Annotated in this window: 20 protein-coding genes and 3 pseudogenes; 7 read left to right on the plus strand and 16 right to left on the minus strand. The window is 69.3% G+C overall.

Annotated elements, in window-relative coordinates; translation table 11 throughout:
- From BKH32_RS14360 to BKH32_RS05725, 6 genes and pseudogenes are all read right to left on the minus strand, one after another.
- A pseudogene (locus BKH32_RS14360) lies at positions 1 to 173 on the minus strand (ISL3 family transposase); the annotation flags it as partial.
- Positions 174 to 452: 279 nt separating this feature from the next.
- Entirely contained in the window at positions 453 to 4,025 is a 3,573-nt protein-coding gene (locus BKH32_RS05705) for a proline dehydrogenase family protein (protein ID WP_075249046.1), read from the minus strand.
- A 155-nt stretch (positions 4,026 to 4,180) separates the two neighbouring features.
- Positions 4,181 to 5,380 carry a GTPase Era gene (era, locus tag BKH32_RS05710; RefSeq protein WP_075249047.1) on the minus strand — a complete coding sequence of 400 codons (1,200 nt, stop codon included), beginning with the start codon at positions 5,378 to 5,380 and terminating at the stop codon, positions 4,181 to 4,183.
- Positions 5,373 to 6,659 carry a hemolysin family protein gene (locus BKH32_RS05715; protein WP_075249048.1) on the minus strand — a complete coding sequence of 429 codons (1,287 nt, stop codon included), beginning with the start codon at positions 6,657 to 6,659 and terminating at the stop codon, positions 5,373 to 5,375. Before BKH32_RS05715 ends, era begins: the two co-directional genes overlap by 8 nt.
- Before the next feature lie 7 nt (positions 6,660 to 6,666).
- On the minus strand, positions 6,667 to 7,125 hold the full coding sequence (gene ybeY / locus BKH32_RS05720) for an rRNA maturation RNase YbeY (RefSeq protein ID WP_004565094.1): 459 nt from the start codon (positions 7,123 to 7,125) through the stop codon (positions 6,667 to 6,669).
- Positions 7,115 to 8,341, minus strand: coding sequence for a PhoH family protein (locus BKH32_RS05725; RefSeq protein WP_256691086.1), 1,227 nt, complete (start codon positions 8,339 to 8,341; stop codon positions 7,115 to 7,117). Before BKH32_RS05725 ends, ybeY begins: the two co-directional genes overlap by 11 nt.
- A 243-nt stretch (positions 8,342 to 8,584) precedes the next feature.
- Here BKH32_RS05725 and BKH32_RS05730 point away from each other — a divergent pair, with 243 nt between their 5' ends.
- The 4 genes and pseudogenes from BKH32_RS05730 to BKH32_RS14370 all read left to right on the plus strand — a co-directional run bounded on the left by BKH32_RS05730 (position 8,585) and on the right by BKH32_RS14370 (position 11,409).
- Positions 8,585 to 10,135: an AlbA family DNA-binding domain-containing protein gene (locus tag BKH32_RS05730; protein ID WP_075249050.1), complete on the plus strand. Its 1,551-nt coding sequence runs from the start codon at positions 8,585 to 8,587 to the stop codon at positions 10,133 to 10,135.
- Positions 10,132 to 10,524 carry a hypothetical protein gene (locus BKH32_RS13540; protein WP_143222722.1) on the plus strand — a complete coding sequence of 131 codons (393 nt, stop codon included), beginning with the start codon at positions 10,132 to 10,134 and terminating at the stop codon, positions 10,522 to 10,524. Before BKH32_RS05730 ends, BKH32_RS13540 begins: the two co-directional genes overlap by 4 nt.
- Before the next feature lie 97 nt (positions 10,525 to 10,621).
- A pseudogene (locus BKH32_RS14365) lies at positions 10,622 to 10,816 on the plus strand (transposase family protein); the annotation flags it as partial.
- Between the two features lie 202 nt (positions 10,817 to 11,018).
- Positions 11,019 to 11,409: pseudogene (locus BKH32_RS14370) on the plus strand (transposase family protein).
- Between the two features lie 182 nt (positions 11,410 to 11,591).
- Here BKH32_RS14370 and BKH32_RS05750 read toward each other — a convergent pair.
- The 4 genes from BKH32_RS05750 to BKH32_RS05765 form a co-directional block, all read right to left on the minus strand.
- The gene (locus BKH32_RS05750; protein ID WP_075249052.1) at positions 11,592 to 12,464 is read right to left on the minus strand and encodes an EamA family transporter; all 873 of its coding nucleotides are present in this window, start codon (positions 12,462 to 12,464) and stop codon (positions 11,592 to 11,594) included.
- Between the two features lie 87 nt (positions 12,465 to 12,551).
- Positions 12,552 to 13,298 (minus strand): ABC transporter permease, encoded by a 747-nt coding sequence (locus tag BKH32_RS05755; RefSeq protein WP_075249053.1) that lies wholly within the window; start codon positions 13,296 to 13,298, stop codon positions 12,552 to 12,554.
- Complete coding sequence (locus BKH32_RS05760) at positions 13,298 to 14,131, minus strand: ABC transporter ATP-binding protein (protein WP_178384564.1); 834 nt, start codon at positions 14,129 to 14,131, stop codon at positions 13,298 to 13,300. The genes BKH32_RS05755 and BKH32_RS05760 overlap by 1 nt, the downstream gene beginning before the upstream one ends.
- 208 nt (positions 14,132 to 14,339) lie before the next feature.
- Positions 14,340 to 14,957, minus strand: coding sequence for a TetR/AcrR family transcriptional regulator (locus tag BKH32_RS05765; RefSeq protein WP_075249054.1), 618 nt, complete (start codon positions 14,955 to 14,957; stop codon positions 14,340 to 14,342).
- A gap of 391 nt (positions 14,958 to 15,348) precedes the next feature.
- Here BKH32_RS05765 and BKH32_RS05770 point away from each other — a divergent pair, with 391 nt between their 5' ends.
- On the plus strand, positions 15,349 to 15,618 hold the full coding sequence (locus BKH32_RS05770) for a ribbon-helix-helix protein, CopG family (RefSeq protein WP_009397524.1): 270 nt from the start codon (positions 15,349 to 15,351) through the stop codon (positions 15,616 to 15,618).
- Positions 15,619 to 15,708: 90 nt separating this feature from the next.
- Here BKH32_RS05770 and BKH32_RS05775 read toward each other — a convergent pair whose 3' ends face one another.
- Entirely contained in the window at positions 15,709 to 16,521 is an 813-nt protein-coding gene (locus BKH32_RS05775) for a 16S rRNA (uracil(1498)-N(3))-methyltransferase (RefSeq protein ID WP_075249055.1), read from the minus strand.
- A gap of 60 nt (positions 16,522 to 16,581) precedes the next feature.
- Between BKH32_RS05775 and BKH32_RS05780 the strand changes: the two genes are divergently transcribed.
- Entirely contained in the window at positions 16,582 to 17,415 is an 834-nt protein-coding gene (locus tag BKH32_RS05780; protein ID WP_075249056.1) for a YggS family pyridoxal phosphate-dependent enzyme, read from the plus strand.
- Between the two features lie 38 nt (positions 17,416 to 17,453).
- On the opposite strand, the gene dnaJ is transcribed toward BKH32_RS05780, so the two are convergent.
- Both dnaJ and hrcA read right to left on the minus strand, forming a co-directional pair.
- The gene (gene dnaJ, locus BKH32_RS05785) at positions 17,454 to 18,578 is read right to left on the minus strand and encodes a molecular chaperone DnaJ (protein ID WP_075249057.1); all 1,125 of its coding nucleotides are present in this window, start codon (positions 18,576 to 18,578) and stop codon (positions 17,454 to 17,456) included.
- A 91-nt stretch (positions 18,579 to 18,669) separates the two neighbouring features.
- On the minus strand, positions 18,670 to 19,755 hold the full coding sequence (gene hrcA / locus BKH32_RS05790; protein ID WP_075249058.1) for a heat-inducible transcriptional repressor HrcA: 1,086 nt from the start codon (positions 19,753 to 19,755) through the stop codon (positions 18,670 to 18,672).
- Positions 19,756 to 19,926: 171 nt separating this feature from the next.
- Here hrcA and BKH32_RS05795 point away from each other — a divergent pair, with 171 nt between their 5' ends.
- On the plus strand, positions 19,927 to 21,003 hold the full coding sequence (locus BKH32_RS05795; protein WP_075249059.1) for a DUF3097 domain-containing protein: 1,077 nt from the start codon (positions 19,927 to 19,929) through the stop codon (positions 21,001 to 21,003).
- 50 nt (positions 21,004 to 21,053) lie between these two features.
- Here the strand turns inward: BKH32_RS05795 and BKH32_RS05800 are convergent, their stop codons facing one another.
- From BKH32_RS05800 to hemH, 3 genes are all read right to left on the minus strand, one after another.
- Positions 21,054 to 21,668 (minus strand): VOC family protein, encoded by a 615-nt coding sequence (locus tag BKH32_RS05800; RefSeq protein ID WP_075249060.1) that lies wholly within the window; start codon positions 21,666 to 21,668, stop codon positions 21,054 to 21,056.
- 97 nt (positions 21,669 to 21,765) lie between these two features.
- On the minus strand, positions 21,766 to 23,187 hold the full coding sequence (locus BKH32_RS05805) for a sodium:proton antiporter (protein ID WP_075249061.1): 1,422 nt from the start codon (positions 23,185 to 23,187) through the stop codon (positions 21,766 to 21,768).
- Positions 23,188 to 23,321: 134 nt separating this feature from the next.
- Positions 23,322 to 24,365, minus strand: a complete 1,044-nt coding sequence (hemH, locus tag BKH32_RS05810) for a ferrochelatase (protein WP_075249062.1) — start codon at positions 24,363 to 24,365, stop codon at positions 23,322 to 23,324.
- Positions 24,366 to 24,395 lie beyond the last annotated feature (30 nt).

The raw sequence follows: 24,395 nt of genomic DNA on the forward strand, positions 1-24,395 counted from the left end.
GGTGCAGGCGAAGCGCCGCAGGCTCTGCAGAACGGGTCCTCAAACCCGATCGGCATACGGCACTCGATCACCGCGCGCTTGGCTGTGAGGTGCTGGCCCACAGCGGTCAGTCCCAGAGCGTCCAGGCCCAGGAAGGTCGTCAGATCAGGGTCGGTGAAGGTAGTCTCAGGCACGTCGAGGTCTCTCAGGTGGCGTGTGTAGCAGCTCCCATCATCGGGGGACCTCGACCCCTACCCACCGCAACGACGCACCCACCCCACCTATGCACTTCAATAGGCTCCAGCTACCACACCCTCAAACACGAAGAGCCAGTTTGATTCGCTTAGACCGCCACCGCAATAGCACCGCCTTTTCCCACTGACAACATACAACGGGCGCATTGACAGAGGGCTGTCGGGGCGCCACCCGATTACTCGGTTCGGCGCGGTGTCTGTGTCCTGGCGCCGTCTGGCCTACAGGAGGCCCTCGGCCAGGTCCAGCGGGGTGCCGAAGCGGTGGTTGGTGATGGCCACCGCCTGCTCACGCAGGAAGGGCAGCAGCTCGGAGTGCGGGCAGGCCGTCACTGCCCCCGTGTACAGGGCGATGTCGGGGCTCCCGCCGGTCACCCGGCTGGCCTGGCTCCAGCGGGCCGCGGAGGTCTCCTCACGCGGGCCGAGGATGCGCACGCGCGTTCCCAGCCCGCCGGAGGCGGAGAGCTCGGCCAGGCGGGCGTCCCAGGCTCCCTGGTCCTCGACCGCCACCTGGACGCCGGCGGCCAACAGCGCGTTCTGCAACGGCCGGGGCAGACGGTCCGCGACCGACAGACTGACGAACCCACCGGCTCGCACACCGGCCGCCATGACGCGCACGACGTCGGCCAGCTCGGTTCCCGCCCCGGCGCGCACGACCACGTCAGTGGGCCGGTAGCGCAGGACGTTGCGCTCGCAGGCCAGCGCCGTGACATCGCGGTTGGCGCCGTAGGCGCTCCTCCAGGCCGAGGCGTCGGCCACCAGGGCGCGGCGCAGCCCGGCCAGGTCGGCCTCGCCCAGCTGGCTGCTGACGGCGTCGCACAGGCTCGCCACGCGCGGATCCAGCGCCGCAGTGCTCTGGCCTGCCGGCGCTTTCGCGTCCTGGCCGTCTGCGGGCTCGATGTCCCCCAGTCCCAGCAGGTAGGAGGGCCCGCCGGCCTTCGTCGTCGAGCCGATGGCCGAGCGCTTCCAGCCGCCGAAGGGCTGGCGGCGCACGATGGCCCCGGTGATACCGCGGTTGACGTAGATGTTGCCGGCCTGGATCGAGTCGAGCCAGATGGCGAGCTCGGCCGCGTCGAGGGTCTGGAGCCCGGAGGTGAGCCCGTAGTCGACGGCGTTGACCGCCTCGATGGCCTCCTGAAGCGTGTCCACCCGCATGACACCGATGACGGGCGCGAAGTACTCGGTGAGGTGGAACTCGCTGCCGGGCACGACCCCGGCGCGGATACCCGGGGTCCACAGGCCGTCTCCGAGGTAGCGGGGCTTGAGGGCCCAGTGCTCGCCGACACCCAGGGTGGTCAGGCCGCGCACGGCCTTCTCGTCGTCGGGAACGACGACCGGCCCCATCTGGGAGTCCAGCGACAGCGGAAGCCTGACCCTCAGGGAGGCGGTGGCGTCCACGAGCTGGCGGGCGATGCGCTCGGAGGTGCCGGCCGAGGAGACCAGCACCAGCAGGGAGGAGGCCGAGCACTTCTGGCCGGCGTGGGCGAAGGCCGAGTAGACGGCATCGCGCACGGCGATGTCGGGGTCGGCCGAGGGGGTGACGATGATGGCGTTCTTGCCGCTGGTCTCCCCCAGCAGGTGCATGTCCGGTTTCCAGGAGCGGAAGAGGCGGGCCGTGTCATAGGAGCCGGTGAGGACCACGCGGTCGACGTCCTTGTGGGTCACCAGGCGGCGTGAGACCTCCCCGTCCTCCAGCGGGGCGAGCACCACGAGGTCCTCGGGGATCCCGGCGTCGTGGAAGGCGCGCACGAGCTCGGCCGCGCAGCGTCGGGCCGGCGGGGCGGGCTTGAGGATGACGGCGCTGCCGGCCGCCAGGGCCGCGGCCACTCCCCCGGTGGGGATGGCCACCGGGAAGTTCCAGGGCGAGGCGACCACGGTGACGTCCACCGGGGTGAAGCGGGCCCCGACCATGTACTCGGGGTCGTGCAGGAGCAGCGAGGACTCGGCGTAGTGGTGGCAGAAGTCGATGGCCTCACTGACCTCGGGGTCGGACTGGTCGATGGTCTTGCCGGCCTCGGAGCCGGCGACCTCGATGAGCTCGGCGCGCCGGGCGGCCAGGACGTCGCCGACACGGTGCAGGGCGGCGGCCCGCTCGGCCGGGTCCAGGGACTGCCAGACGCCGGCGGCCTCGGCCGTCGCGGCCACCAGGGAGTCCACCTCGGCGTTCGTGGACAGGCGTGCGGCACCCGCCTCCACCTCGGCCGCGCCCCGTGTGGAGCCCGGGATGGCGGCGGCGATGTCCCGGGCCCACTGGCGGTTGGCGGCCAGGGCCGGGTCGGAGTCGGGCTCGGAGACGAAGGGCCTCCTGGCGCGCTCGGCCACCGTGCCGGTCTCTTGAGGGATGCCCGCCTCCCGCTCGGCGAGCCGGTTCTGGGTGCGGTTGGGCACCGGTACTGGGGCGTCCGGGTCGAGGTCGGACAGGGCCGCCAGGAAGCGGTCTCGCTCGCGGGCGAAGATCTGCTCGTTGCCGGCCAGGTCGAAGACGCCGGACATGAAGTTCTCCGGCGCCGCGTTCTCCTCCAGGCGGCGCACCAGGTAGGAGATGGCGACGTCGAACTCGTGGGGGTCGACGACGGGCACGTACAGCAGGAGGTGGCCGGTATCGCGGCGTACGACCTCCTGGATGCCGGTGGCCATGCCGGAGAGCATCTCGAACTCGACGTCGTCCTCGACGCCGCGCGCGGCGCGCAGCTCGAAGGCGAAGGCGATGTCGAAGAGGTTCTGGCCGGCCACGCCCAGGCGGATGTTGCGGGTGCGTTCGGGCGTCATCGCCCAGGACAGCATGCGCTTGTAACTGGTGTCGGTGGCCTGCTTGGAGGGCCAGGTGGTCAGCTCCCAGCCGTGGATCTCGGCGTCGACCTTCTCCATGGACAGGTTGGCGCCCTTGACGATGCGGACCTTGACGCGCGAGCCGCCGGAGGCGACACGCTTGGCGGCCCACTCCTGGAGGCGCTGCATGGCGCCCAAGGAATCGGGCAGGTAGGCCTGCAGGACGATGCCGGCCTCGTAGCCGCGCATGTCCTCCTGGTCGAGGATCGCGGTGAAGACGGCGATGGTCAGGTCCAGGTCCTTGTAGTCCTCCATGTCCAGGTTGAGGAAGGTGCCGTGGTCGCGGGCCAGGCGGTAGAGGGGCAGGAGGGCCTGGACGCCGTGGGCGACGACCTCCTCGAAGCCCCAGGGGTTGTGGGGGCCGGTGACGGCGGAGACCTTGACCGAGACGTAGTCGACGTCCTCGCGGGTGACCAGGCGGGAGACCTCGGCCAGGCGGCGGGCTGCCTCCTTCTCCCCCAGGACGGCCTCACCCAGGAGGTTGACGTTGAGGCGGTTGCCGCCCTTGCGCAGTCGGGCGAGGGCGGGCCCGAGTCCCTTGTCGGTGGCGTCGACGACGAGGTCGCCGACGATCTCCCGGAAGACCCGCCGGGCCACGGCGGTGACGGTGCGCGGGGCGAGTCGGGAGGCGGCCGAGCCCAGGCCCATGGCCCCGGCCAGGGCGGGCGGCAGGAAGTCGGTGCGGCCTGCCGACAGGCGCTTGAGGGCGGTGCTGGCGACGTCGAGGTCGGTGGGACGCACGACGTCGTCGACGAAGCGGGTGGTGAATGTCAGGCCCTCGGGGTCGGAGAGGATGCCGGAAAGCAGCTTGGCCGAGCGCGGTACCGGCTCGGATGCCGACTCGTCAGCCCACCGGCGTGCTCGGGCGACGGCCTTCTCGCCCAGCGCCCACAGGTCGTCGGGGCAGCGGCGTTCTGCGTTGCCTGCGGCGGTGCGGGGCTGACTGGGAACGGCGTTGTTCGTCATGCGTTTGGCCTCCAGGTCGATGTGACATCGGACTCTCCAAGTGTGCGTGACAACACCCCTTGTGCGCGACCGATTCGACCCCAAGTCTGAAGGTGGCGCAAGTCCCCTTGGTCCCAGATGCCGTCCGCCCCGTTGCGCTGATAGCGTGGGGAGGTTCAGAAGCCGAGGCGGGCCAGGGCCTTGGGGTCGGACTGCCAGTCCTTGGCGGTGCGCACGTGCAGGTCGAGGTAGACCTTGCGCCCCAGCAGCTTCTCGATGCCCTTGCGGGCGGTGACGCCCACCTCCTTGAGGCGCCGTCCGCCCCTGCCGATGATGATGGCCTTCTGGGAGTCGCGCTCGACGACGAGGCTCACGCGCACCTGGAGGCGGCCTCCGGCGCCCTTGATGCGGCCGACCTCGCGCTCGTCGTCGGGGTCGGCGATCTCGTCGACGACGACGGCCAGGGAGTGGGGCAGCTCGTCGCGCACGCCCTCCAGGGCGGCCTCGCGCACGAGCTCGGCGATCATGACCTGCTGGGGCTCGTCGGTGATCTCTCCGGTGGGGTACAGCGGCGGGGACAGGGGCATGTGCCCCAGCAGGACCTCCTCGAGGACGTCGATCTGCTCGTTGCGCTGGGCCGAGACCGGGACGATGTCGGCCCACTCCCCCAGCTCGCTGACGGCCAGGAGCTGGGCGGCCAGGGCCTCGCGGGTGACGGTGTCGGCCTTGGTGACCACAGCGACCACGGGGGTGCGCAGCTCGGCGAGGTCACGGGTGATGAAGCGGTCACCCGGGCCGATCTTCTCGTTGGCGGGGATGCAGAAGACGACGACGTCGACGTCGGTGAGGGTCTCGCGCACCAGGTCGTTGAGGCGCTTGCCCAGCAGGGTGCGGGGGCGGTGGAGGCCGGGGGTGTCGACCAGGACGATCTGCGCCTTGTCCTTGTGGATGACGCCGCGCACGTTGTGGCGGGTGGTCTGGGGGCGCCCGGAGGTGATGGCGACCTTGGTGCCGACCATGGCGTTGGTGAGGGTGGACTTGCCTGCGTTGGGGCGGCCCACGATGCAGGCGAAGCCGGCGCGGAAGTCCTCGGGGAAGTCGGGGACGACGATCTCGACGCGGGTGGGGTCAGTGGTGTCGCCGGCGTCGGCGCTCTCGTCCGCGGGCTCGTCCTCGCCGTCGACGTCGTCGTCGGGGTCGGTGAGCGCGTTGGGGCCGTCCATGAGCTCGACGTCGGTGGGGAAGCGGAAGCCGGCCGGGGCGGGGCCGGGCGCGGGCATCTCGAGGGGCTCGGTCAGAAAGTCCTCTGGGACCTGGGGCTGGTCGTCGCGGGCTGCGGGGGCGACCTGGTCGGCGGTGTCTGCGGTGTCAGTCATCGGTGTCCTCTTCGGGGGCGGGGGTGCGCGAGGCGAGAATAGTGGAGACCTGGCGGCGGCGGCCGGTGGCCTCCTCGGCCTGGAGGTGGACGCCCTGGGTGTCTCCGGCGGCGCCGGGCAGGGGGACGCGGCCGATGGCCTTGGTGAGCAGGCCGCCGACGGTGTCGACGTCGTCGTCGTCGATCTCGAGGTCGAAGAGCTCGCCGAGCTCATCCAGGGCGAGTCGAGCGGGGACGCGGTAGGTGCCGGGGGCGACTTCGACGACCTCGGGCAGCTCGGGGTCGTGCTCGTCGGTGAGCTCGCCGACGACCTCCTCCAGGAGGTCCTCCATGGTGACCAGCCCGGCGGTGCCTCCGTACTCGTCGACGGCCAGGGCCATGTGGAAGCGGCCGGTCTGCATCTCGCGCAGGAGGTCGTCGGCGGGCTTCATCTCGGGGACGTACTCGGCGTCCCGGACGAATCCGGCCACGGCGAGGGCCTCGTGCTCGGGGTGGGCGGCCAGACGGCGCAGGACGTCCTTGAGGTAGAGGATGCCGCGCACGTCGTCGGCGTCCTCCCCGATGACGGGCACGCGCGAGTAGCCGGAGCGGATGAACAGGCGCATGGCGGCGGAGGCGGGCTTGTGGGCGTCGATGGTGACCATGTCGGTGCGCGGGACCATGACCTCGCGCACGAGGGTCTGGCCGAGCTCGACGACCGAGCGCATCATCTCGCGGTCCTCGTCCTCGATGGTGTCGGTCTCGCCGATCTCGTCGATCATCTCGCGCAGGTCCTCGTTGACGGCCTCGCGGGTCTCGGCGTCGGTGGGGGCGGACTCGGGGCGGCGGGTGCGTGAGACGAGGCGGCGCTGCGGGGCGGCCAGGACGTCGACCCAGGTGAGCAGGCCGCCCAGGGCGAGGAGGGTGCCGGCGGGGTTGCGCCGGCCGTAGGTGCGCGGGGAGAAGCCGACGACGACGCCCAGCAGGATGATGTTGGCCAGCAGGGCCAGGGCCAGGACCTGCCACCAGGCGCGCACGAGCCCGGAGGCGGCCAGGGTGATGAGGACGGCGGCGAGCATGTCGACGGCGACGCGGGCGACGCTGAGGGCGCCCAGGACCCGGGTGCGGTGCTCGGCCAGGCGGCGGACCCGGGCGGCTCCGCGGCGGCCCTCCTCGATGAGGTCGTCGGCGGCGGCCCGGGTGAAGCGCAGCAGGGCGGACTCGCCGGCCGACAGGAGGGCACCCAGGGCCAGGACGATCACCGCGCAGGCGATGAGCGCGGCGGTGGGGATACCGGTCACGCGGGCCTCACTTGCCGCGCTCGGCCAGGAAGGTCAGCAGGAGGCGGCGCTGGAGGTCGAACATCTCCTTCTTCTCCTCGGGCTCGGCGTGGTCGTAGCCCAGGAGGTGGAGGATGCCGTGGACGGTGAGCAGGAGCATCTCCTCGACCGCGGAGTGCCCGGCGGCCAGGGCCTGCTTGGCGGCGACCTGCGGGCACAGGACGATGTCGCCCAGGGTGCCGGCGGGAGTGGGCGAGTCGGCCGAGCCGGGGCGCAGCTCGTCCATGGGGAAGCTCATGACGTCGGTGGGGCCGGGCAGGTCGAGCCAGCGCACGTGGAGCTCTTCCATGGGCTCGGGGTCGATGAACATGATGTTGAGCTCGGCGGCGGGGCTGACGTGCATGGCAGTCAGGACGTGGTCGGCGAGGGCCGCGAACTCGGCGGCGTCGATGACGGTGGTGGTCTCGTTGATGACCTCAGTGGTCATGCGGGGTCCTCTCCGAGTAAGGCCGGGCGGGGCGGTTGCTGCTCCCCCGACGGTACTGGCTGCTGCGGCCGCTGCGGCCAGGCGGTCCGGCGGATCGGGCGGCGGCGTCCTGGGCGGCGACCTCGGCGTCGTGGCGGGCGTAGGCCTCGATGATGCGGCCCACGAGGCGGTGGCGTACGACGTCGGCCGATCCGAGCTCGCAGAAGCTGATGCCCTCGACCCCGGCGAGGATCCTGCGCACGACGATGAGGCCGGACTCGCGTCCGCCGGGCAGGTCGACCTGGGAGATGTCTCCGGTGACGACCATGCGTGAGCCGAAGCCGAGGCGGGTGAGGAACATCTTCATCTGCTCGGGGCTGGTGTTCTGGGCCTCGTCGAGGATGACGAAGGCGTCGTTGAGGGTGCGTCCGCGCATGTAGGCCAGGGGCGCGACCTCGATGGTGCCGGCGGCCATGAGGCGGGGCAGGGCCTCGGGCTCGAGCATGTCGTGGAGGGCGTCGTAGAGGGGGCGCAGGTAGGGGTCGATCTTGTCGGTGAGGCTGCCGGGCAGGAAGCCGAGGTTCTCGCCGGCCTCGACGGCGGGGCGGGTGAGGATGATGCGCGAGACGCGCTTGCGGGTCAGGGCGTCGACGGCCTTGGCCATGGCGAGGTAGGTCTTGCCGGTGCCGGCGGGGCCGATGCCGAAGGTGATGGTGGATTCCTCGATGGCGTCGGTGTAGGCCTTCTGGCCGAGGGACTTGGGGCGGATGGTGCGGCCGTGGGAGGTGAGGATGTCGTCGGTGAGGACCTCGGTGGGGCGGGTGGAGGTCTCCAGCAGGCCGACGGCGCGCTCGACGGCGTCCGCGGTCAGGGGCGTGCCGGTGCGGGCGACGTCAATGAGCTCGGAGAGCAGGACGACGACGGTGTCGACACGGGCGGCAGGGCCGGAGACGGTGACGGCGGTGCCGCGCACGTGGATGTCGACGTCGGTGAAGCCCTTCTCGATGGCGCGCAGAACCTCGTCCCGGGCGCCCAGGAGGGTCACCGGGGCAACGTCCTCGGGCAGGGTGAGGGTGCGGACCACGGTGGAGTCGGGGGTGGTGGAGGCGGAGTGGGAGGCAGCCGAGTCGATTGATGAGACGGTTGGGGCTGCGGTATCTGCTGGGCTCAAGGGGCTATCGGTTGAGGAGGTCATCGCCGGCGAACCGGCTGCTGCGGTGGGCGGTGTCGTCATCACTGTCGATCCTAGATGATCGGTCCCGGAGACGCCGAGAGCACGGCGCCCTGGGCCGGCGCGCACTCTGCAGCCCTATCAAGACGTTGTGGTCGCCATCCGGATCTGCTGGGCCTCTCGACATTCTTCCGGTACGTCACATCTGATCCCGACTCTCCGTCTCGGATCGGCTAGTGTTGTTGCAGTCGGCCCAGGGCCCCGAATCGCGGGCGGTACCCGCACCAGTAATGTCTTTCGAGGATTCGTATGACTGACTATCTCACCCTTGGAAATGACGGCCGACTCGTAGACCGCGAAGGCAAGACTCTGGAGCTCAAGCGGGATCTCAGCTCACCCACCGGGCCACTGCGCACCATCACGGCCTTCGCGAACTCCGCGGGTGGTCGCCTCGTCATCGGGATCGCGGATGATGGCACCGTGGTCGGTGTTGAGGACCCGCTCGCCGAGGAGGAGCGCGTCGCCAGTCTCATCGATGACTGGATCTCACCCCAGCTGGTTCCCGCCATCGACCTTGTCCCGCTCGCCGACAAGACTGTTCTCGTCGTCGATGTTCCTCTGAGCACCCGACGCCCCCACTACATCACTCGGCAGGGTCCAGAAGCGGGCGTCTACGTGCGTCTCGGTTCCTCCACTCGCCAGGCCGATCCGGCGTTGGTTGCCGAGCTCGAACGCAACGCTCACGGCATCGCTTTTGAGAACCTGCCCGAGCCACGCGCCACCCTGACTGACCTGGATCTGAGCGCTCTGGCCGAGCTGCGCGGCCGCGCCACCGACACGGACGGCCTGCTGGCGCTCGGCCTTGCAGCGAGACAAGGAGATGAGATCGTTCCGACCTACGCCGGGATTCTCACCGCCTGCCCCGACCCCACGCGCTTCCTGCCCTCCGCCTGGGTTCAGTGCGGCCGGTTGCGCGGCCCCCACGGCACGGACATCTTCGACCAGGTTGAGATCCACGGACCGATGCCGTTGGCCGTTGACCAGGCCGTGGAGTTCCTGCTGAAGCACGCTTACAAGACCGCCGTCTTCGGAGAAGTACGCCGCCGCGATGTCTACTCCATCCCCATTGAGCCGATCCGCGAGGTCATCGTCAACGCCCTCGTTCACGCCTCCTACGCCGAGAGCAGCACCCCGATCCGCATCGGTTTCTACGACGACCGGGTCCAGGTTGACAGCCCCGGGCTACTCCTCCCCGGCATGACCGTCGACACCATGCGGCGGGTGTCCCGACTGCGCAACCCCGCACTGGCGCGCATCTTCCGCGAAGCCGGGATCATGGAGCAGTGGGGCACGGGCATCCAGCGCATCTTCGAGCAGGTGGCTCAGGCAGGCTTGCCCGAACCCACTATCGAGGAGGTCATCGACCGCGTGCGGGTCACGATCCACGTGCTCAGCCACAATCCCGCCGATGCCGGAGAACACGGCGAGTCACTAAGTCGAGGCACTCAGTCACCAAGTCGGAGCATCCAGTCACTAAGTCGAGTCACCAAGTCGGAGCATCCAGTCACTAAGTCGAGTCACCAAGTCGAGTCACCAAGTCACGAGGTTAGGAACCCGGACGACTATCGGGACACGATCCTCTCCCTGCTCAGCGATGTCGAGATGACTCGCACCGACCTTCTGTCTCGACTGGGGCTGAGCAACGAGACACGCAACGTACGCCGCCATCTCGATCCCCTGATCGATGCAGGGCTCGTTGAACGAACGATCCCTGACAAGCCCAGGAGTCGACTCCAGCGCTACCGAATCACCGACGCCGGACGTGCCTATCTCGACAGGCTCTCCGGAGACGCCGAATGAGCATCAATCTCCGGTGGGAACGGTTCGCGTCATGGCGCCACAAGAATGGATTGTTCTGCGCCATTGTTGCCTGGATTTTTCTAGCCATCATTGCTTACACACTTCTGAGCGCAATATGGGGATATGGACACGGTTGGAGTCGCGTTCTCACAGGGTGGCGCATTGGTGCGACTCACGATCCTTTAGATCGCATCAAAGTCACCTTGACGGCCTTGGGCGGTGTCGGCGCTGTTGGCTACCTCGTCATCAAGTACCGTGAACGCGCAGCGCTTGAGCGCGGCGAGGCTGACGAGAAGCTTGTACGCGCTGTCCAACAGCTGGGCGATCCTTCGCCACAGGTACGCATCGCTGTAGTTTACGCATTGAGGCTTATTCATAGGGGTGTTTAGGGTGTTTAAAGGGGGTGTGTGTCGTTAGATAGGGTGGTGGCTTGCTCTTGAGAGAATCTTTGGTGCTTAAGCCAATCCAACCAAGAAGCAAACCGCCATGACGAATAGTAGCACGAGGATCACTCGCGATGATGTCCTGGACCTGTGCGAGGCCATTCACGCCGCCAGTCCCGACCTGCCGGCGTTCGGGGCCAGGGTGCTGGGGCTGTTCCTGTGCGTGCGCCTGACCCTGACCCTGACCTACCTGCGCCACAACCCGTGCCAGGAGCTGCTCGCCGAGGCCTACAACGTCTCTCAGGCCACCGTCTCCCGCGTCATCAGTGCCTACACTCCTCTGATCGCTCGGGCCCTCCAAACGTCTGTGCCGACGGTGGAGGATCTGGATCCCACGGCCCAGCTGATCATCGACGGCACCCTCCTGGAGTGCTGGTCCTGGGCTGATCATCCTGAGCTTGACTTAAGGCAAGCACAAGACCACGGGTCTGAACGTCCAGGTGGCCTGCACCCTGTCAGGGACCCTGGCCTGGGTCTCCGACCCCCAGGACGGACGCACGCACGACGCCCAGGCCCTGCGCCGCTGCGGACTGCTCGACGTCCCCGCCACCGACCTCCCAGACGGGACACCACCACCCCGCCACATCGGCGACAAGGGGTACATCGGACTGGGAATGATCACCCCGAAAAGAAAACCTGCGAACCTGCCCCCTCCACCCAGACGACAAGACCTACAACACCACTGTCAACCAGATCCGCTACAAGATCGAGAGAGTCATCGCCAACATCAAGACCTGGAGAGTCCTGCACACCGGCTACAGAAGACCACTACAAACCTTCCCAGAAACCATCACAGCCGTCCTCGGACTCATATTCACCTACACCCCATGAATAAGCCTCCCAGTATCCGGGGCTGCACTCTATTCATTTTATTCAGCAAGCGATAAGTTGAGCCACCAACTCAACGGATCACGTCACTAAGTTGATTCAACATGCCATCAAATTGAAGTGCTAAAAGTTTTTCCATCGAGCGCTTCAGGCACTCTTGACATCAATACTCTTGATCGGTGTATTCATAGGACCACCATCGCAAGGGTCCCGCCGACCAGCAGCACCAGCCCCACGAGGTACCGCCTGCTGACGGCCTCCCGTAGGACGAGGGCGGAGAAGAGGACGGTGACCAGGACGCTCAGCTTGTCGATGGGGACGACCACGCTGGCCGGGCCGTCCTGCAGTGCCCGGTAGTAGCAGAGCCAGGAGGCACACGTGGCAGCCCCGGAGCCCAGGACGAAGCCGAGCTCACCACGCGGCACGGCATGAACCTCCCGGAGCTTGCCGGTGACGGCCACCATCACCCAGGCCATCACCAGGACCACCCCCGTGCGGATCGCGGTACCGAGGTTGGACTCCACCCCGGTGATGCCGGCCTTACCGAGGATCGCGGTGAGCGCGGCGAAGAAGGCTGAGCCGAGCGCATAGAGCAGCCAACCTCCGCCGTTGCGCACGGCCCGGGGCAAGCCACGCAGGTCATCGGCGTCAAGCATCAACAACGTCCCGACAGCGATCAGAGCCACTCCGAGCGCCCCAACGAGGCTCACCCGCTCCCCCAGGAACATGAGGGCCAGCAGCACCGTCAGCACCGTGCTCAGCTTGTCGATCGGCACCACCTTGCTGACGCTGCCGAGCTGGAGCGCCTTGAAGTAGCACAGCCAGGAGGCCCCGGTCGCGAGTCCCGAGAGCACCAGCAGCCCAGTGCTGCGGGCGTCGAGGTGGGCCAGTTCGGACTGCGAGCCAACGACGAGCACCATGCCCCAGGCGCCCGCCAGCACCACAACAGTGCGCAGCGCCGTCGCCACGGTCGAGTCCGTGGTACGGATCCCCTCCTTGGCCAGAACAGCGGTGATGCCGGCAAAAAGCGCTGAGCCGCAGGCGAAGACGATCCACATAAGGCAACCCTAACCCTACCCGGTAACACCGCACGGCGGGCGCGAAGGTCCTCGCCCGCACACCCGCCGTTGCTTGCTCCTCCCGGTTCAGCGAGTCTTGCGCGGCACGGTGGAGGCCGCCACCCCCAGCACCACCAGGCCGAAACAGACCAGGTAGGCCAGGTATCGGAAGAAATCGTCTGAGGGCTCGCTGGCAGTGGTGAGCTCGGTGACGGCATCGACCGCCCAGCTCAAGGGCAGGGCGTCACCGACCACCTCCAGGGCGCGCGGAAGCTGGTCACGGCTGACCAGGAGCCCGCACAGAAACAGCTGAGGCGCGATGACCACCGGCATGAACTGGACGGCCTGGAACTCGGTGCGCGCGAAGGCTGAGACCAGCAGCCCCAGGGACACCCCAACGAAGGCGTCGACCAGGGCGGTGAGCACCACCCACCCCCAGGCGGCGGAGACGTCCACGTCCAGGCCCCAGGCGGCCACAGAGCACAGGATGAGGGACTGGATGACAGCGGTCAGCGCAAAAGCGGTCGCGTAGCCGAACAGAAGATCGGCCCGGTGTATCGGGGTCGTCCACAGCCGCTCCAGGGTGCCGCTCACGCGCTCGCGCAGCATGGCGACGCTGGTGACCAGGAACATGACCGTGGTCGGCAGGATCGCCATCATGGAGACCGCGATGTGGTTGAACAGCAGGTCCGCACCGGGGTAGTCGCGGTAGACGAAGTACAGCAGGGTCAGCAGCGCAGCCGGCACGATCGCGATGAGACCGACCGTGCGACGGTCGGCGCGTAGCTGGGTGAGGATGCGGCGGGTGGTGGCCAGGTAGGTGCGCAGGTGCATCAGCGCTGCCCTCCCTTCTGCTCGGGCTTCTTCTCGGAGTCGGCGATGACGGCCAGGAAGGCGGCGTCCACGGTGTCCGCCCCGGTGCTGGTCAGGAGGTCCTCGGCCGTGGTGGTGGCCAGGATGCGGCCGCTGCGCATGAGGAGGACCTGGTCGCAGCGGAAGGCCTCGTCCATAACGTGACTGGAGACCAGGAGCGTCGCACCACGCTCAGCCAGGGCGTGGAAGGTGGTCCACAGCTCCTCGCGGGTGACCGGGTCCAAGCCGACCGTGGGCTCGTCCATGACGAGCAGGTCAGGATCGGCCACGAGCGCGCAAGCCAGGCTCACGCGGCCGGCCTCACCGCCGGAGTAGGTGGACACCGGCCGGTCCGCCAGGGCGGTGAGCCCAACGACATCAAGGACCTCGTCCAGGTCGCGGCCCCGGCCGCCGGCCAGGGAGGCGAAGTAGCGCAGGTTCTGGCGGGCCGTCAGGTCGGTGTAGACAGCCTGGTCCTGGGTGACGTAGCCGACCCGGCCGCGCACAGCAGCAGCGCCGGGGGCGTGCCCGAGGACCTCAAGCTGTCCGCGGTAGCGCTGGACGCCGACGATGGTGCGCATGAGGGTGGTCTTGCCGCAGCCCGAGGGACCGAGCAGCCCGGTGATGGTGCCGGGCGCCAGGGTCAGGTCCAGGCCGTGGAGGATCTCCTTGCGCCCGCGGATCACGCGCAGGTCCGTCGCGGCGACGGACGGCTGCGCAGGGGCGGCGCAGGACGTGATGTCTCGACCGGAGTCGTGCGATCGGTTGCTGGCCCCCGACTCCCGGGGCGCGTCTCCATCATCGCTTTTCATCATGTGATGAATATAGGTCGACGATGACCCGATGTCCAGAGGCTGGAACTGGAAACTGTCCACATGGGACGACTTTGAGCGTCCCTTCGGCCAGAGCGGTTCCCATCTGTGCAGGTCAGGGCGGCTTAGCTGGGCCCCAAGCCAGAAACGCAGCTTCAAAGCCGTCCCAAACGGACAAGACTCGACTCGGAGACCGAGCCGATCTCAGTGATCAGGTGGGTTCCACGACGTCAGGCAGGTCATCGAAGGCGTAGCGCTGGATGGTGGGGCCGACGAGCGCGGCGACTGCCTCAACGTCGAGGCCGGCGATGTGGTCCATGCGGGCGACCCAACGGGCCAGGCCGAGTCCGATGACCTGGCTGGCGATGAGCTGGGCGCGCAGCTGGGGACGGTCGGGGCAGAAGTGGGTGACGATCGGAGAGAGGACACCGGTGGCGATGAAGTCGCGGAAGGGCTTGATGTCACTCCCCTGGCCGAGCGCAGCATGGATGACTGCGGTGAAACGGTCCGCGCCCGCCTCGTCCCACAGGCCGATGAAGGCCCGCACGATTCCCTCCCCCAGCCGCTCGGGCTCGAGCTCGGTGATGGAGGCCGCCCGGTGTATGAAGTTGACGTCGACCCCGGCAGTCGACTCGATGACCGCCTTGGCGAAGAGTGTGGCGCGGTCCGGGAAGTAGTGGTGGACCAGGGCCGGGTCGACGCCGGCGTCACGCGCGATGCCGCGCAGGGAGGTCTGGTAACCGTCACGGGCGAAGGCGGTGCGGGCCGCCGCCAGGATGGCCTCGCGCGTGTCCGGGCTGCCCGCCGGCCGCCGCCCCCTCGGGCTCATCGCTCGCTCGTCTCACTCATAGACAGAGCATGCCCGCGATCCGCCCCATTGGGAAGCGATCCTGCGACACGACATGCTAGAATTTTGTTTGACAAAATGTGTCGGCAGGAGATTGCGCGGATGTTGGACAGGATCACCGTTCATCCTCGCATCACCCGCCGTCACCCTGACATACAGGTCGCAGACGTTGAATCCGCCTGGCGCAGCGCCATCGCAGTCCGCCGAAGAAACTATGACCCGCCTGAGTACTACGCAGCAGCCGGAGCAGACCCTCATGGACGGCTGCTCGAGATGGTTGGGGTGGAACTCGACGATGGCAGCCTACTGATTTTCACGCTATGAGACTCACCGACAAGATGGCTCAGGAACTACAGGTCAGGAGGGAGAACACATGAGCACCTATAAGACGAAGAGCGGCGCCACGCTCACTGATGACGAGATCGAGCGACTTGGTGAGGCAGCAGAACGAGGAGAGTATCCCGGCACTCCAGGAGAGTTCATTGTTTCTCCAGGCAGGCCTCGACTCTCAGACGAGGATCTTGTCACCATCGCCTTCAAAGTGCCACGCTCACATCGAGATGCACTGGACCGTAGGGCTGAGGCTCAGGGCGAAACTCGCAGTCAGTTCATGCGAGAAGCACTCGAAAGAGCACTAGCCTGAAGCAAGCGGCGTCCACGCTGACACCACGTTCGTCAGCCAGCCGACTCAGCTCCTCCGATCTCCACAAGGATCGTCACCATCACCACTGCCTCACTCCCACAGGCCGCTGGCGTGGGCGAGGACGGCCAGGGCGACGGGGCCGGCCGAGGCGGTGCGCATGACGTGGGGGCCCAGCCGCACCGTCGTCGCCCCGGCCACCTCCAGGGCCGCCGTCTCCTCGGGGCTGATACCGCCCTCGGGCCCCACGACGACGGCCAGCGCCAGTGGCGCTTCTCCGGGCGCGGGCAGGCGCACCGACTCCATGGCGGTGCTGATCGGGGTGCTGGCCTCCTCATGCAGGACCAGCACCACTCCCCCGCCGCGAACCGTCTGCCCCACCCAGTCGACCAGCCTGCGGGTGTCCCGCACCTCCTCAACCTCGGGCACGCGGGCCCGCCGGGCCTGCTTGGCGGCCTGGAGGGCGGTGGCCTGCCAGCGCCGGCGCCCCTTGGCCTGTTTGGCCCCCTGCCACACGGACACACAGCGCTCGGACTGCCAGGGCAGCACCAACCCCACCCCGACCTCGGTGGCGGTCTCCACGGCCTGCTCATCGCGTCCGCCCTTGGCCAGGGCCTGAACGAGGGCCAACCGCAGCGACGGCTCGGGCTCCTCAACACGCTCCAGCACCCGCACGGCCAGACGGTCCTTGGCGCCGCCGACACCGGCCCCGGTCACCTCGCACAGCAGGCGCAGACCCGCGCCGTCAACGAGGTCCACACGCCCCTGGGCACGCAGGCGCTTGACGGTCACGGCATGGCGGGCCTCAGGCCCGGTGAGCATGAGGACAGTTCCGGTCCCCGCCGATGCGACGGCGTCGGCGGGCTCAATGGTCTCGGGCGTGAAGAGGAAGACGGGTGCGGTCACGGCCCCAGCCTACGGGCCGCATCGAACCGGTGTCCGCCGGCGGTGCTAGCGTCAGTGACCATGACCGAGCCTTCAGCAGCCGCCCGCTGCCCGCAGTCGTCCCCGGCCCCCACCTACGCCGCCGCTATCACACTGGAGGACTTCCGCCGCAACCTGGCCGCCGTCCGCACCCGGATCGACGCCGCCGCGAAGCGTGCCGGCCGCGACGCCGCCGAGATCCGTCTGCTGCCGGTGACCAAGACCGTCCCCGAGGAGCGCCTGCGCACCGCCTTCGCCGCGGGCATCACCCAGATGGGTGAGAACAAGGTCCAGGAGGCCCAGCGCAAGAGCGAGAACCTGGCGGACCTGGGCATCTCCTGGTCGGTCATCGGCCACCTGCAGACGAACAAGGCCAAAAATGTGGCCGCCTTCGCCGACGAGTTCCAGGCCCTGGACTCCCTGCGCCTGGCCGAGGCCCTCGACCGGCGCCTCCAGGCGGCCGGGCGCGGCCTGGACGTTTACGTGCAGGTCAACTCCTCGGGCGAGCCCAGCAAGTTCGGGCTGGAACCGGCCGACGTCGCCGACTTCCTTGCGGCGCTACCGACCTACTCCTCGCTGCGGGTGCGCGGGCTCATGACCCTGGCCGCCAACACCGACGACGCGGCGCGCGTGCGCGAGTGCTTCAGCATCATGCGCCGGCTGCGCGACGCCGCCCTCCAGGCGGGCACCGTCGGCGACGGGCTGCTGTCGATGGGGATGAGCGGGGACTTCGAGGCCGCCATCGAGGGCGGCTCCACCTGCGTGCGGGTGGGCCAGGCGATCTTCGGGGCCCGGGCCACCCCCGACTCCCACTACTGGCCCGAGTCGCCTCACGCCGACCAGCTGCAGACCGACCAGCCTCCGGCCAGCAGCTGAGCGGCGGACCGCGGACCGCCGCCCCGTCCCGGTATCGCTCAGCGCCCGGAGAAGCGCTCCTTGAGCTTGCCCATGACGCTGGAGTCGCGCACGGGCTCGACGTCGTCCTCCCCGCGCAGGCGGGCCAGCTCGGCCAGCAGCTCGCGCTGACGGTCGTCCAGGCGCGTGGGGGTCTCCACGATGATGGACACGTGCAGGTCCCCGCGGCCCTTGCGGCGCAGGCGCCCCACGCCCAGGCCGTCGAGGACGACCTCGTCGCCGGGCTGGCTGCCGGCCTTGACGGTGACGCTCTGCTCGCCGTCGAGGGTCTGCAGCGGGAAGACGGCGCCCAGGGCGGCCGCGGTCATGGGCACGCGCAGCTCGGTGTAGAGGTCGTCGCCGTCGCGCTCGAGGAACTCGTGCGGCTTCTCGTGGATCTCCAGGTAGAGGTCGCCGTTGGGGCCGCCGGCCGGGCCGGCCTCGCCGCGCCCCGACATGCGGATACGGGTCCCGGTGGACACCCCGGCGGGGATGGAGACCTCCAGGTCCTGGCGCACGCGGGTGCGGCCCTCGCCCGAGCAGTCCTTGCAGGGGGTGACGATGACGGTGCCGTAGCCCTGGCAGCCCGGGCAGGGCGAGGAGGTCATCACCTGCCCCAGCAGGGTGCGGGTCATGCGTTGAACGTTGCCGACCCCGTTGCACTGGGAGCAGGTGACCGGCTCGGTGCCCGGTGCGCAGCACGAGCCGTCGCAGGCGGTGCAGGTGACGTAGGTGTCGATGGGGACCGACCGGGTCGCCCCGAAGGCGACGTCGGAGAGCTCCACGTCCACGGCCACGAGGGCGTCCTGGCCGCGTCGGGCCCGGGAGGCCGGTCCGCGGCTGGCCGCTCCCCCGCCGAAGAAGGACTGGAAGATGCCGCCCAGGTCGCCGAAGTCGGCTCCGGCGAAGCCCCCGCCGAATCCGCCGCCGCCTCGCACGGCGTCCTCCCCGCCCAGGTCGTACATCTGGCGCTTGTCGGCGTCGGAGAGGACCTCGTAGGCGGAGGAGACCTCCTTGAACTCCTCCTCGTGGCCAGGGCCGGCGACGTCGGGGTGCAGCTGGCGGGCCTTCTTGCGGTAGGCCTTCTTGATCTCCTCGGGGCTGGCGTCGCGGCTGACGCCGAGGACCTCGTAGTAGTTGCTCACTGCGTTCTTCCTTTACGGCTACGACTTCTGCGGTGGTGGTCTGGGGCGTGCCCGGCCGGGCCGCTTGGGGGCGGGTCGGGCAGGCCGGTTCTCACGTCTCCGGTGGGGTCAGGAACCGGGACAGGTAGCGGGCCACGGCCCGTACGGCGGTCATGGTGGCCGGGTAGTCCATGCGGGTGGGGCCGATGACCCCGAGGTGGGCGACGGCCTCACCGGTTCCCGGCCCGTAGGTGGTGGTGACGACGGAGGCCTCGGCCAGGGCGTCGTCGTTGTTCTCCGAGCCGATGCTCACACGCATCCGGTTCTCGCCGGCCGGGGAGCCGTCTGCGGCGGTGAACAGGCGCAGCAGCACCACCTGCTCCTCGACGGCGTCCAGGAGCGGGCCCAGGGAGGAGAAGTCGGGGGTGGCGCGGGCCAGGTTCGCGGTCCCGGCGACGACGAGCCGCTCCTCCGCGTCGGGGCGCAGGGCGGCGACGAGCTCGTCGGAGACGGCCTCGAGCAGGAACCGCTCGTCGGCGGGCGCCTGCTCGGCCAGGGCGGCCAGGATCGGGGCGACGTCGGCGGCGCGGCGGCCCGCGAGGGCACCGTTGAGGCGGGTGCGCAGGCGCTCCAGGACGAGGGGGTCGACGACGTCGGCGATGTCGAAGCCCCCGTCATGGCGGGAGCTCAGGGCGCCCCTGGACCGGAGGGTCACGGTGCGCTGGTCGACGCGCCCGGTGTCGGTGATGATGACCAGCAGGACGCGCTCGGGCCCCAGGGCCACGAGCTCGAGGTGCTGGAGGGCCGCGTACCGCAGGCTCGGGTACTCGACGACGGCGAGCTGGCCGGTCAGCTGGGCCAGGGCCCGCACGGTGCGGGCCACGACCTGCTCCAGGTCGACCGCCCCGGACAGGAGCGCGGTGATGGCGGCCCGCTCGGGCGCTGAGAGGGGCTTGATGCGGGCGACCTCGTCGACGAAGAGCCGGTAGCCCTTCTGGGTGGGCACGCGCCCGGCCGAGGTGTGCGGCTGGTGGATGTAGCCCTCGTCCTCCAGGGCCGCCATGTCGTTGCGGATGGTCGCCGGGGACACGCCCAGGCGGTAGCGCTCCACGAGGGCCTTGGACCCCACGGGCTCGCGCGTGCGCACGTAGTCGGTGACGATGGCGGACAGGACCTTGAGACGTCGGTCGTTGGCCACGGGTCCTCCTCCCCTCATCAGTGCCGAGACGCGATCAGTGCCGGCGTCAGGCGACAGGCCGCCCGCACACCGGTGGGGTGCGGCCAGCGATTAGCACTCACCCCATGTGAGTGCCATCCTACGCTGTGGTCCGGCGGGTCCACCGCCGGCGGACCGTGAGTTTCCCCTACCGTGCCGAGGGTGAACACGCCCGCCCCGTACCGCTCCCCCGTTCCCGGATCGACCGCTGCCCGCCGCGCCGCCCTGAGGGCGCGCGCCGAGGCGGAGCAGAAGCAGCAGGCGCAGGGTGCCCCGGCCGGTTCGCGCTCGCGCGGTGGGGCGGCTGCGAGCAGGTCCGCTGCCCGCAGGCCCTCGTCGAGTGACCGCTACGGCGGGGACGTCCTGTCGGTCAACCCGCACCGCACGGGGCCCGGCGCCATACGCCCGGAGTCGGTGCACGTGCCGGTGACGCCGGGACTGGTGGTTGAGGACCGCCAGACCGGGTTCGTCGGCGCCGCGGTGGCGGTGGAGAAGTCGGGCGGTCAGCACGTCGTGGTCCTGGAGGACCGTCACGGCGTGCGCCGCGGCTTCGCCCTGGGGCCGGGGTTCTGGATCGAGGGCCGCCCGGTGATCCTGGACCCGCCCGTGGCGCGCAGGCGCAGGCCCACCGGAGCGGTGAGCGCCGCCGGCAGACGGCTGACGGCCTCGGGCTCCTACGCGGTTGAGGGCGAGCGGGCCAAGGTGGCGCGCGCCTCGCGCATCTGGGTGGAGGGCAAGCACGACGCCGAGCTGGTGGAGAAGGTCTGGGGTGACGACCTGCGCCACGAGGGCGTCGTCGTCCTCATGCTCGACGGCGTCGACAACCTCGAGGAGGTCATGGCCGACTTCGGCCCGGCCCCCGAGCGGCGGGCCGGCATCCTCGTGGACCACCTGGTGGCCGACTCCAAGGAGTCGCGGATCGCCCAGCGGGTGACCGAGATGCCCGGCGGGGAGAACGTGCTGGTCCTGGGGCACCCGTACGTGGACGTGTGGCAGGCGGTCAAGCCGGCCCGGGTGGGGCTGGAGCGCTGGCCGGACATCCCGCGGGGCACCGACATCAAGCACGGCACCCTGGAGGCCCTGGGCTGGCCGCACGCCACCCAGGCCGACGTCGCTCGGGGCTGGCAGCGCATCCTGGCGACGGTGCGCTCCTACAAGGACCTCGAGCCGAGCCTGCTGGGTCGCATGGAGGAGCTCATCGACTTCGTCACCGCCCCGGGCACGCGCTGAGGAACCACCGAGGAGTCACGGTCCTCAACGCAGTGCCCTCACGGGGAGTCTCATAGGACACTGCCGTCGTCGAAGGTCACCGTCATGGCCTGCCCGGGTTCCACGAGCTCGAGCCGATCGTCATCGTTCAGCCCGAGGACGGTGTTCCGCTTGCGCCTGGGTATCGGGTAGGCGACGTGGGTGATGGAGCCGATCCCGTTGGGGTGGGTGAAGTCCTGGGGTCTGGGTTCGGTGCTGAAGTGACTCATGAGGAACGGCAGGTCGACGTCGTCGGGGAAGAAGACCTCGTAGCGCAGCTCCCGCCCGTGGGGGTCCACGCGCTTGGGCTTGAGGCGCAGGCCCTTGCCGTTCAGCAGGGTCGTCCCCTCCTCCAGCTCGGAGGCATCGCCCTCGAGGCACAGACCACGCAACCCTTCGGGGCCTCGGTCCCAGGCCAGGAAACGGCGAGCCGCGCCCCCGCGCGGGCCGAGCGCGAGCAGGCGCCCCAGGAGCGGCGGCATGCCTGTACGGGCCAGGAGCTCCAGGTAGGGGCCGGAAGAGAAGTAGATGAGCGCGTTGTAGGGACGCTTCACCGTGCCGTACTCGACGGCGAAGCCCCTGGCCTCGAAGACGGCCACGGCCCGAGAGAGGTCCTTGACCTTGTAGACGACGTGTCCCAGCTGCACGTGCTCAGGCTACGCATACGCAACCCGGGAGGGAACCCGTCCTGGCGAGGGCGGATGCAGCTGGTGGACCGGCAGTCCGACAGTCGGTTCAGTCGGCTCAGTCGGCCTCGCCCTCGGACTGGTCGGCCAGGGCCAGGCGGCGGGACTGGGACAGCAGAAGGGCATCGCGTCCCAGGAGCCCCACGGTGAGCACTCCGCCCAGGACCTTCCACAGGAGGCCCGGGGCGATGAAGAGCAGGACCATGGCGGCGATGATCGGCACCAGGTGCTTCATGGAGCGTCCCACGTAGCCGCCGAAGCTGGGCATCTCGACGCCGTCGGACTCGGCGACGGACTTGACCATGAAGTTCGGGCCGTTGCCGATGTAGGTGATGGCACCGCACAGGACGGCACCCAGCGAGATGGACACGAGGTAGAGCTCGGGAATCCCGGCCACGTCCATGCCACCGGGGTGGGGGACCCTGCCGGCCATCTCGAAGAAGGTGGCGTAGGTGGGGGCGTTGTCCAGGACGGAGGAGAGCCCACCGGTGAAGATGAAGAAGGTGACCTCGTTGAGCGGCAGCGAGCCGGCAACCTCGTCGAGGTAGTGCAGGGCCGGGATCATGGTGAGGAAGATGCCGATGAACAGGATGGCGACCTCGGCGATGGGGCCCCAGGTGAACTGGTTGTCCTTGAAGCGGACCCCGCGGCTGCCCAGGAAGTAGGAGCCGGCCGCCGAGGCGAGCATGATGAACTCGCGCACGGGGATCCAGTCACCCAGGGCGGCGTGCCCCTCCTCGATGGCGTGAGCGTCGATGGAGGGGGCGAAGGCGACGGCGGCGATGATGACGGCGAAGAAGACGAAGTTGAGCGAGCCCTTGAGACCCAGGGGCTCGATCTCGGTGTCGTCGTCGTGCACGGCCTTGGCGGGCTCCTGGGAGTAGTAGTAGGAGTCCAGGGCGTAGTAGCTCACCAGCAGCATGATGTTGATGAAGAGGTACTCGCGCAGGAGGTTGAAGGTCCAGGTGAAGGGCACCCCGCGCAGGAAGCCCAGGAACAGGGGCGGGTCGCCCAGGGGCGTGAGGAGTCCGCCGCAGTTGGCCACGATGAAGATCGTGTACAGCACCGTGTGCACCCGGTAGCGGCGTTCCTTGTTGGTGGCCAGCAGGGGCCGGATGAGGAGCATGGCGGCGCCGGTGGTGCCCACGAAGGAGGCGATGACTCCCCCGACGGCCAGGAAGATCGTGTTGTTGCGGGGCGTGGCCCGGATGTCGCCCTTGAGGAAGATGCCTCCGGAGACGACGAACAGGGCCAGCAGCAGGCAGATGAACTGGAAGTACTCCACCACGGCGGCGAAGACGGACGTCCAGCCAAGGGCGACCCACATCCAGGCGGCCACCGGCACCCCCAGGCCGACGGCGACGATCAGCTGGCTGGAGTGCTTCTCCCACCAGTGGGCCGTGGCCGGGATCAGCGGCAGGACGGCGATGCAGGCGAGCATGCCCGCGAAGGGCAGGACGGACCACCACTCAAGATGCACGGCAACTTCCTCACAGAATCGGGCTGTTCACGTCACCATACCGTCCCGGGCATCGGTTTCCCCGGCGAGGGCCTGTGGTCTCTCGTGCTGAGACCGACCTTCCGGCCTGCTGCGACCGTGGGGCCGCACCGGGCTCAGATCCAGCCGGCCAGCACCTTTCTGGCCTGCTGAGCCAGGGTGGCGATGGCGCCGTCGGAGTCGTTGCCCCAGGGGATGTAGTGGAAGCCGCCGCCCCCGGCAGTGGTGAAGGTCTCCCGGTTGAGCTGGTTGATCTCCTCGAGAGTCTCCAGGCAGTCGGAGACGAAGCCGGGGCAAATGACGTCGAGGCGGGGGCAGCCGGCGCGGCCGAGCTCGCCGACCGTGTCAATGGTGGCCGGCCCGATCCAGGCGGCGGGCCCGAAGACGGACTGGAAGGTGAGCCGGGCGAGCCCCTCGGGCAGGTCGAGTCGCCGTGAGAGGAGCTCGACGGTGCGCTCGCACTCGGCGCGGTAGGGGTCTCCGGCGTCGTGCATGGCCTGGGGGATGGAGTGGAAGGACAGCAGGAGGCGCTCGCCGGCGGCCGGGTCGGGGCGACCGTGGACCTGCCAGTGCTGCTCCAGGGCGGCGGCGAGGGCCTCGATGTAGGCAGGCGCCGTCTCGAAGGAGCGGATGGTGCGCAGCTCGGGCTGGTTGCGGGAGGCCAGGATGAAGCGGGCGGCCTCGTCGACGACGGTGCCGGCCGAGGAGGCGGCGTACTGCGGGTAGAGCGGGATGAGGGCGATCCTGCGGCAGCCGGCCTCCATGAGTTCGCCCATGACGCTGCGCAGGGCCGGCTGCCCGTAGCGCATGGCGACACGCACCTGGACCGATTCGCCGAGCTCTTCCTGGAGCAGCTCGCCCTGTCGCTCGCTGTAGTGCATGAGCGGGGAGCCGGAGCGGCTGGTCTCCTCGCCGGGGCGCCAGATGGTGGCGTACTTCGCCGCCGACGCGCGAGGGCGCACCAGCAGGATGATGCCTTCCAGGACGGGCCGCCACAGGAGGGGGTGCGTCTCGACGATCCGGCGGTCGGAGAGGAACTCCCGCAGGAAGGGCCGAACGGCTCTGGCCGTGGGGGCCGACGGCGTGCCGAGGTTGGCCAGGATGAGGGCGGGGCGCTCGTCCGCGCCGCGCGGGTCGGGGGCGGTGGGGCTCAGGGGCACAAAAGTCCTTGGGATGGGCAGGATCGTTCT

The sequence above is a fragment of the Actinomyces oris genome (assembly GCF_001929375.1).
Lineage (GTDB): Bacteria > Actinomycetota > Actinomycetes > Actinomycetales > Actinomycetaceae > Actinomyces > Actinomyces oris_B.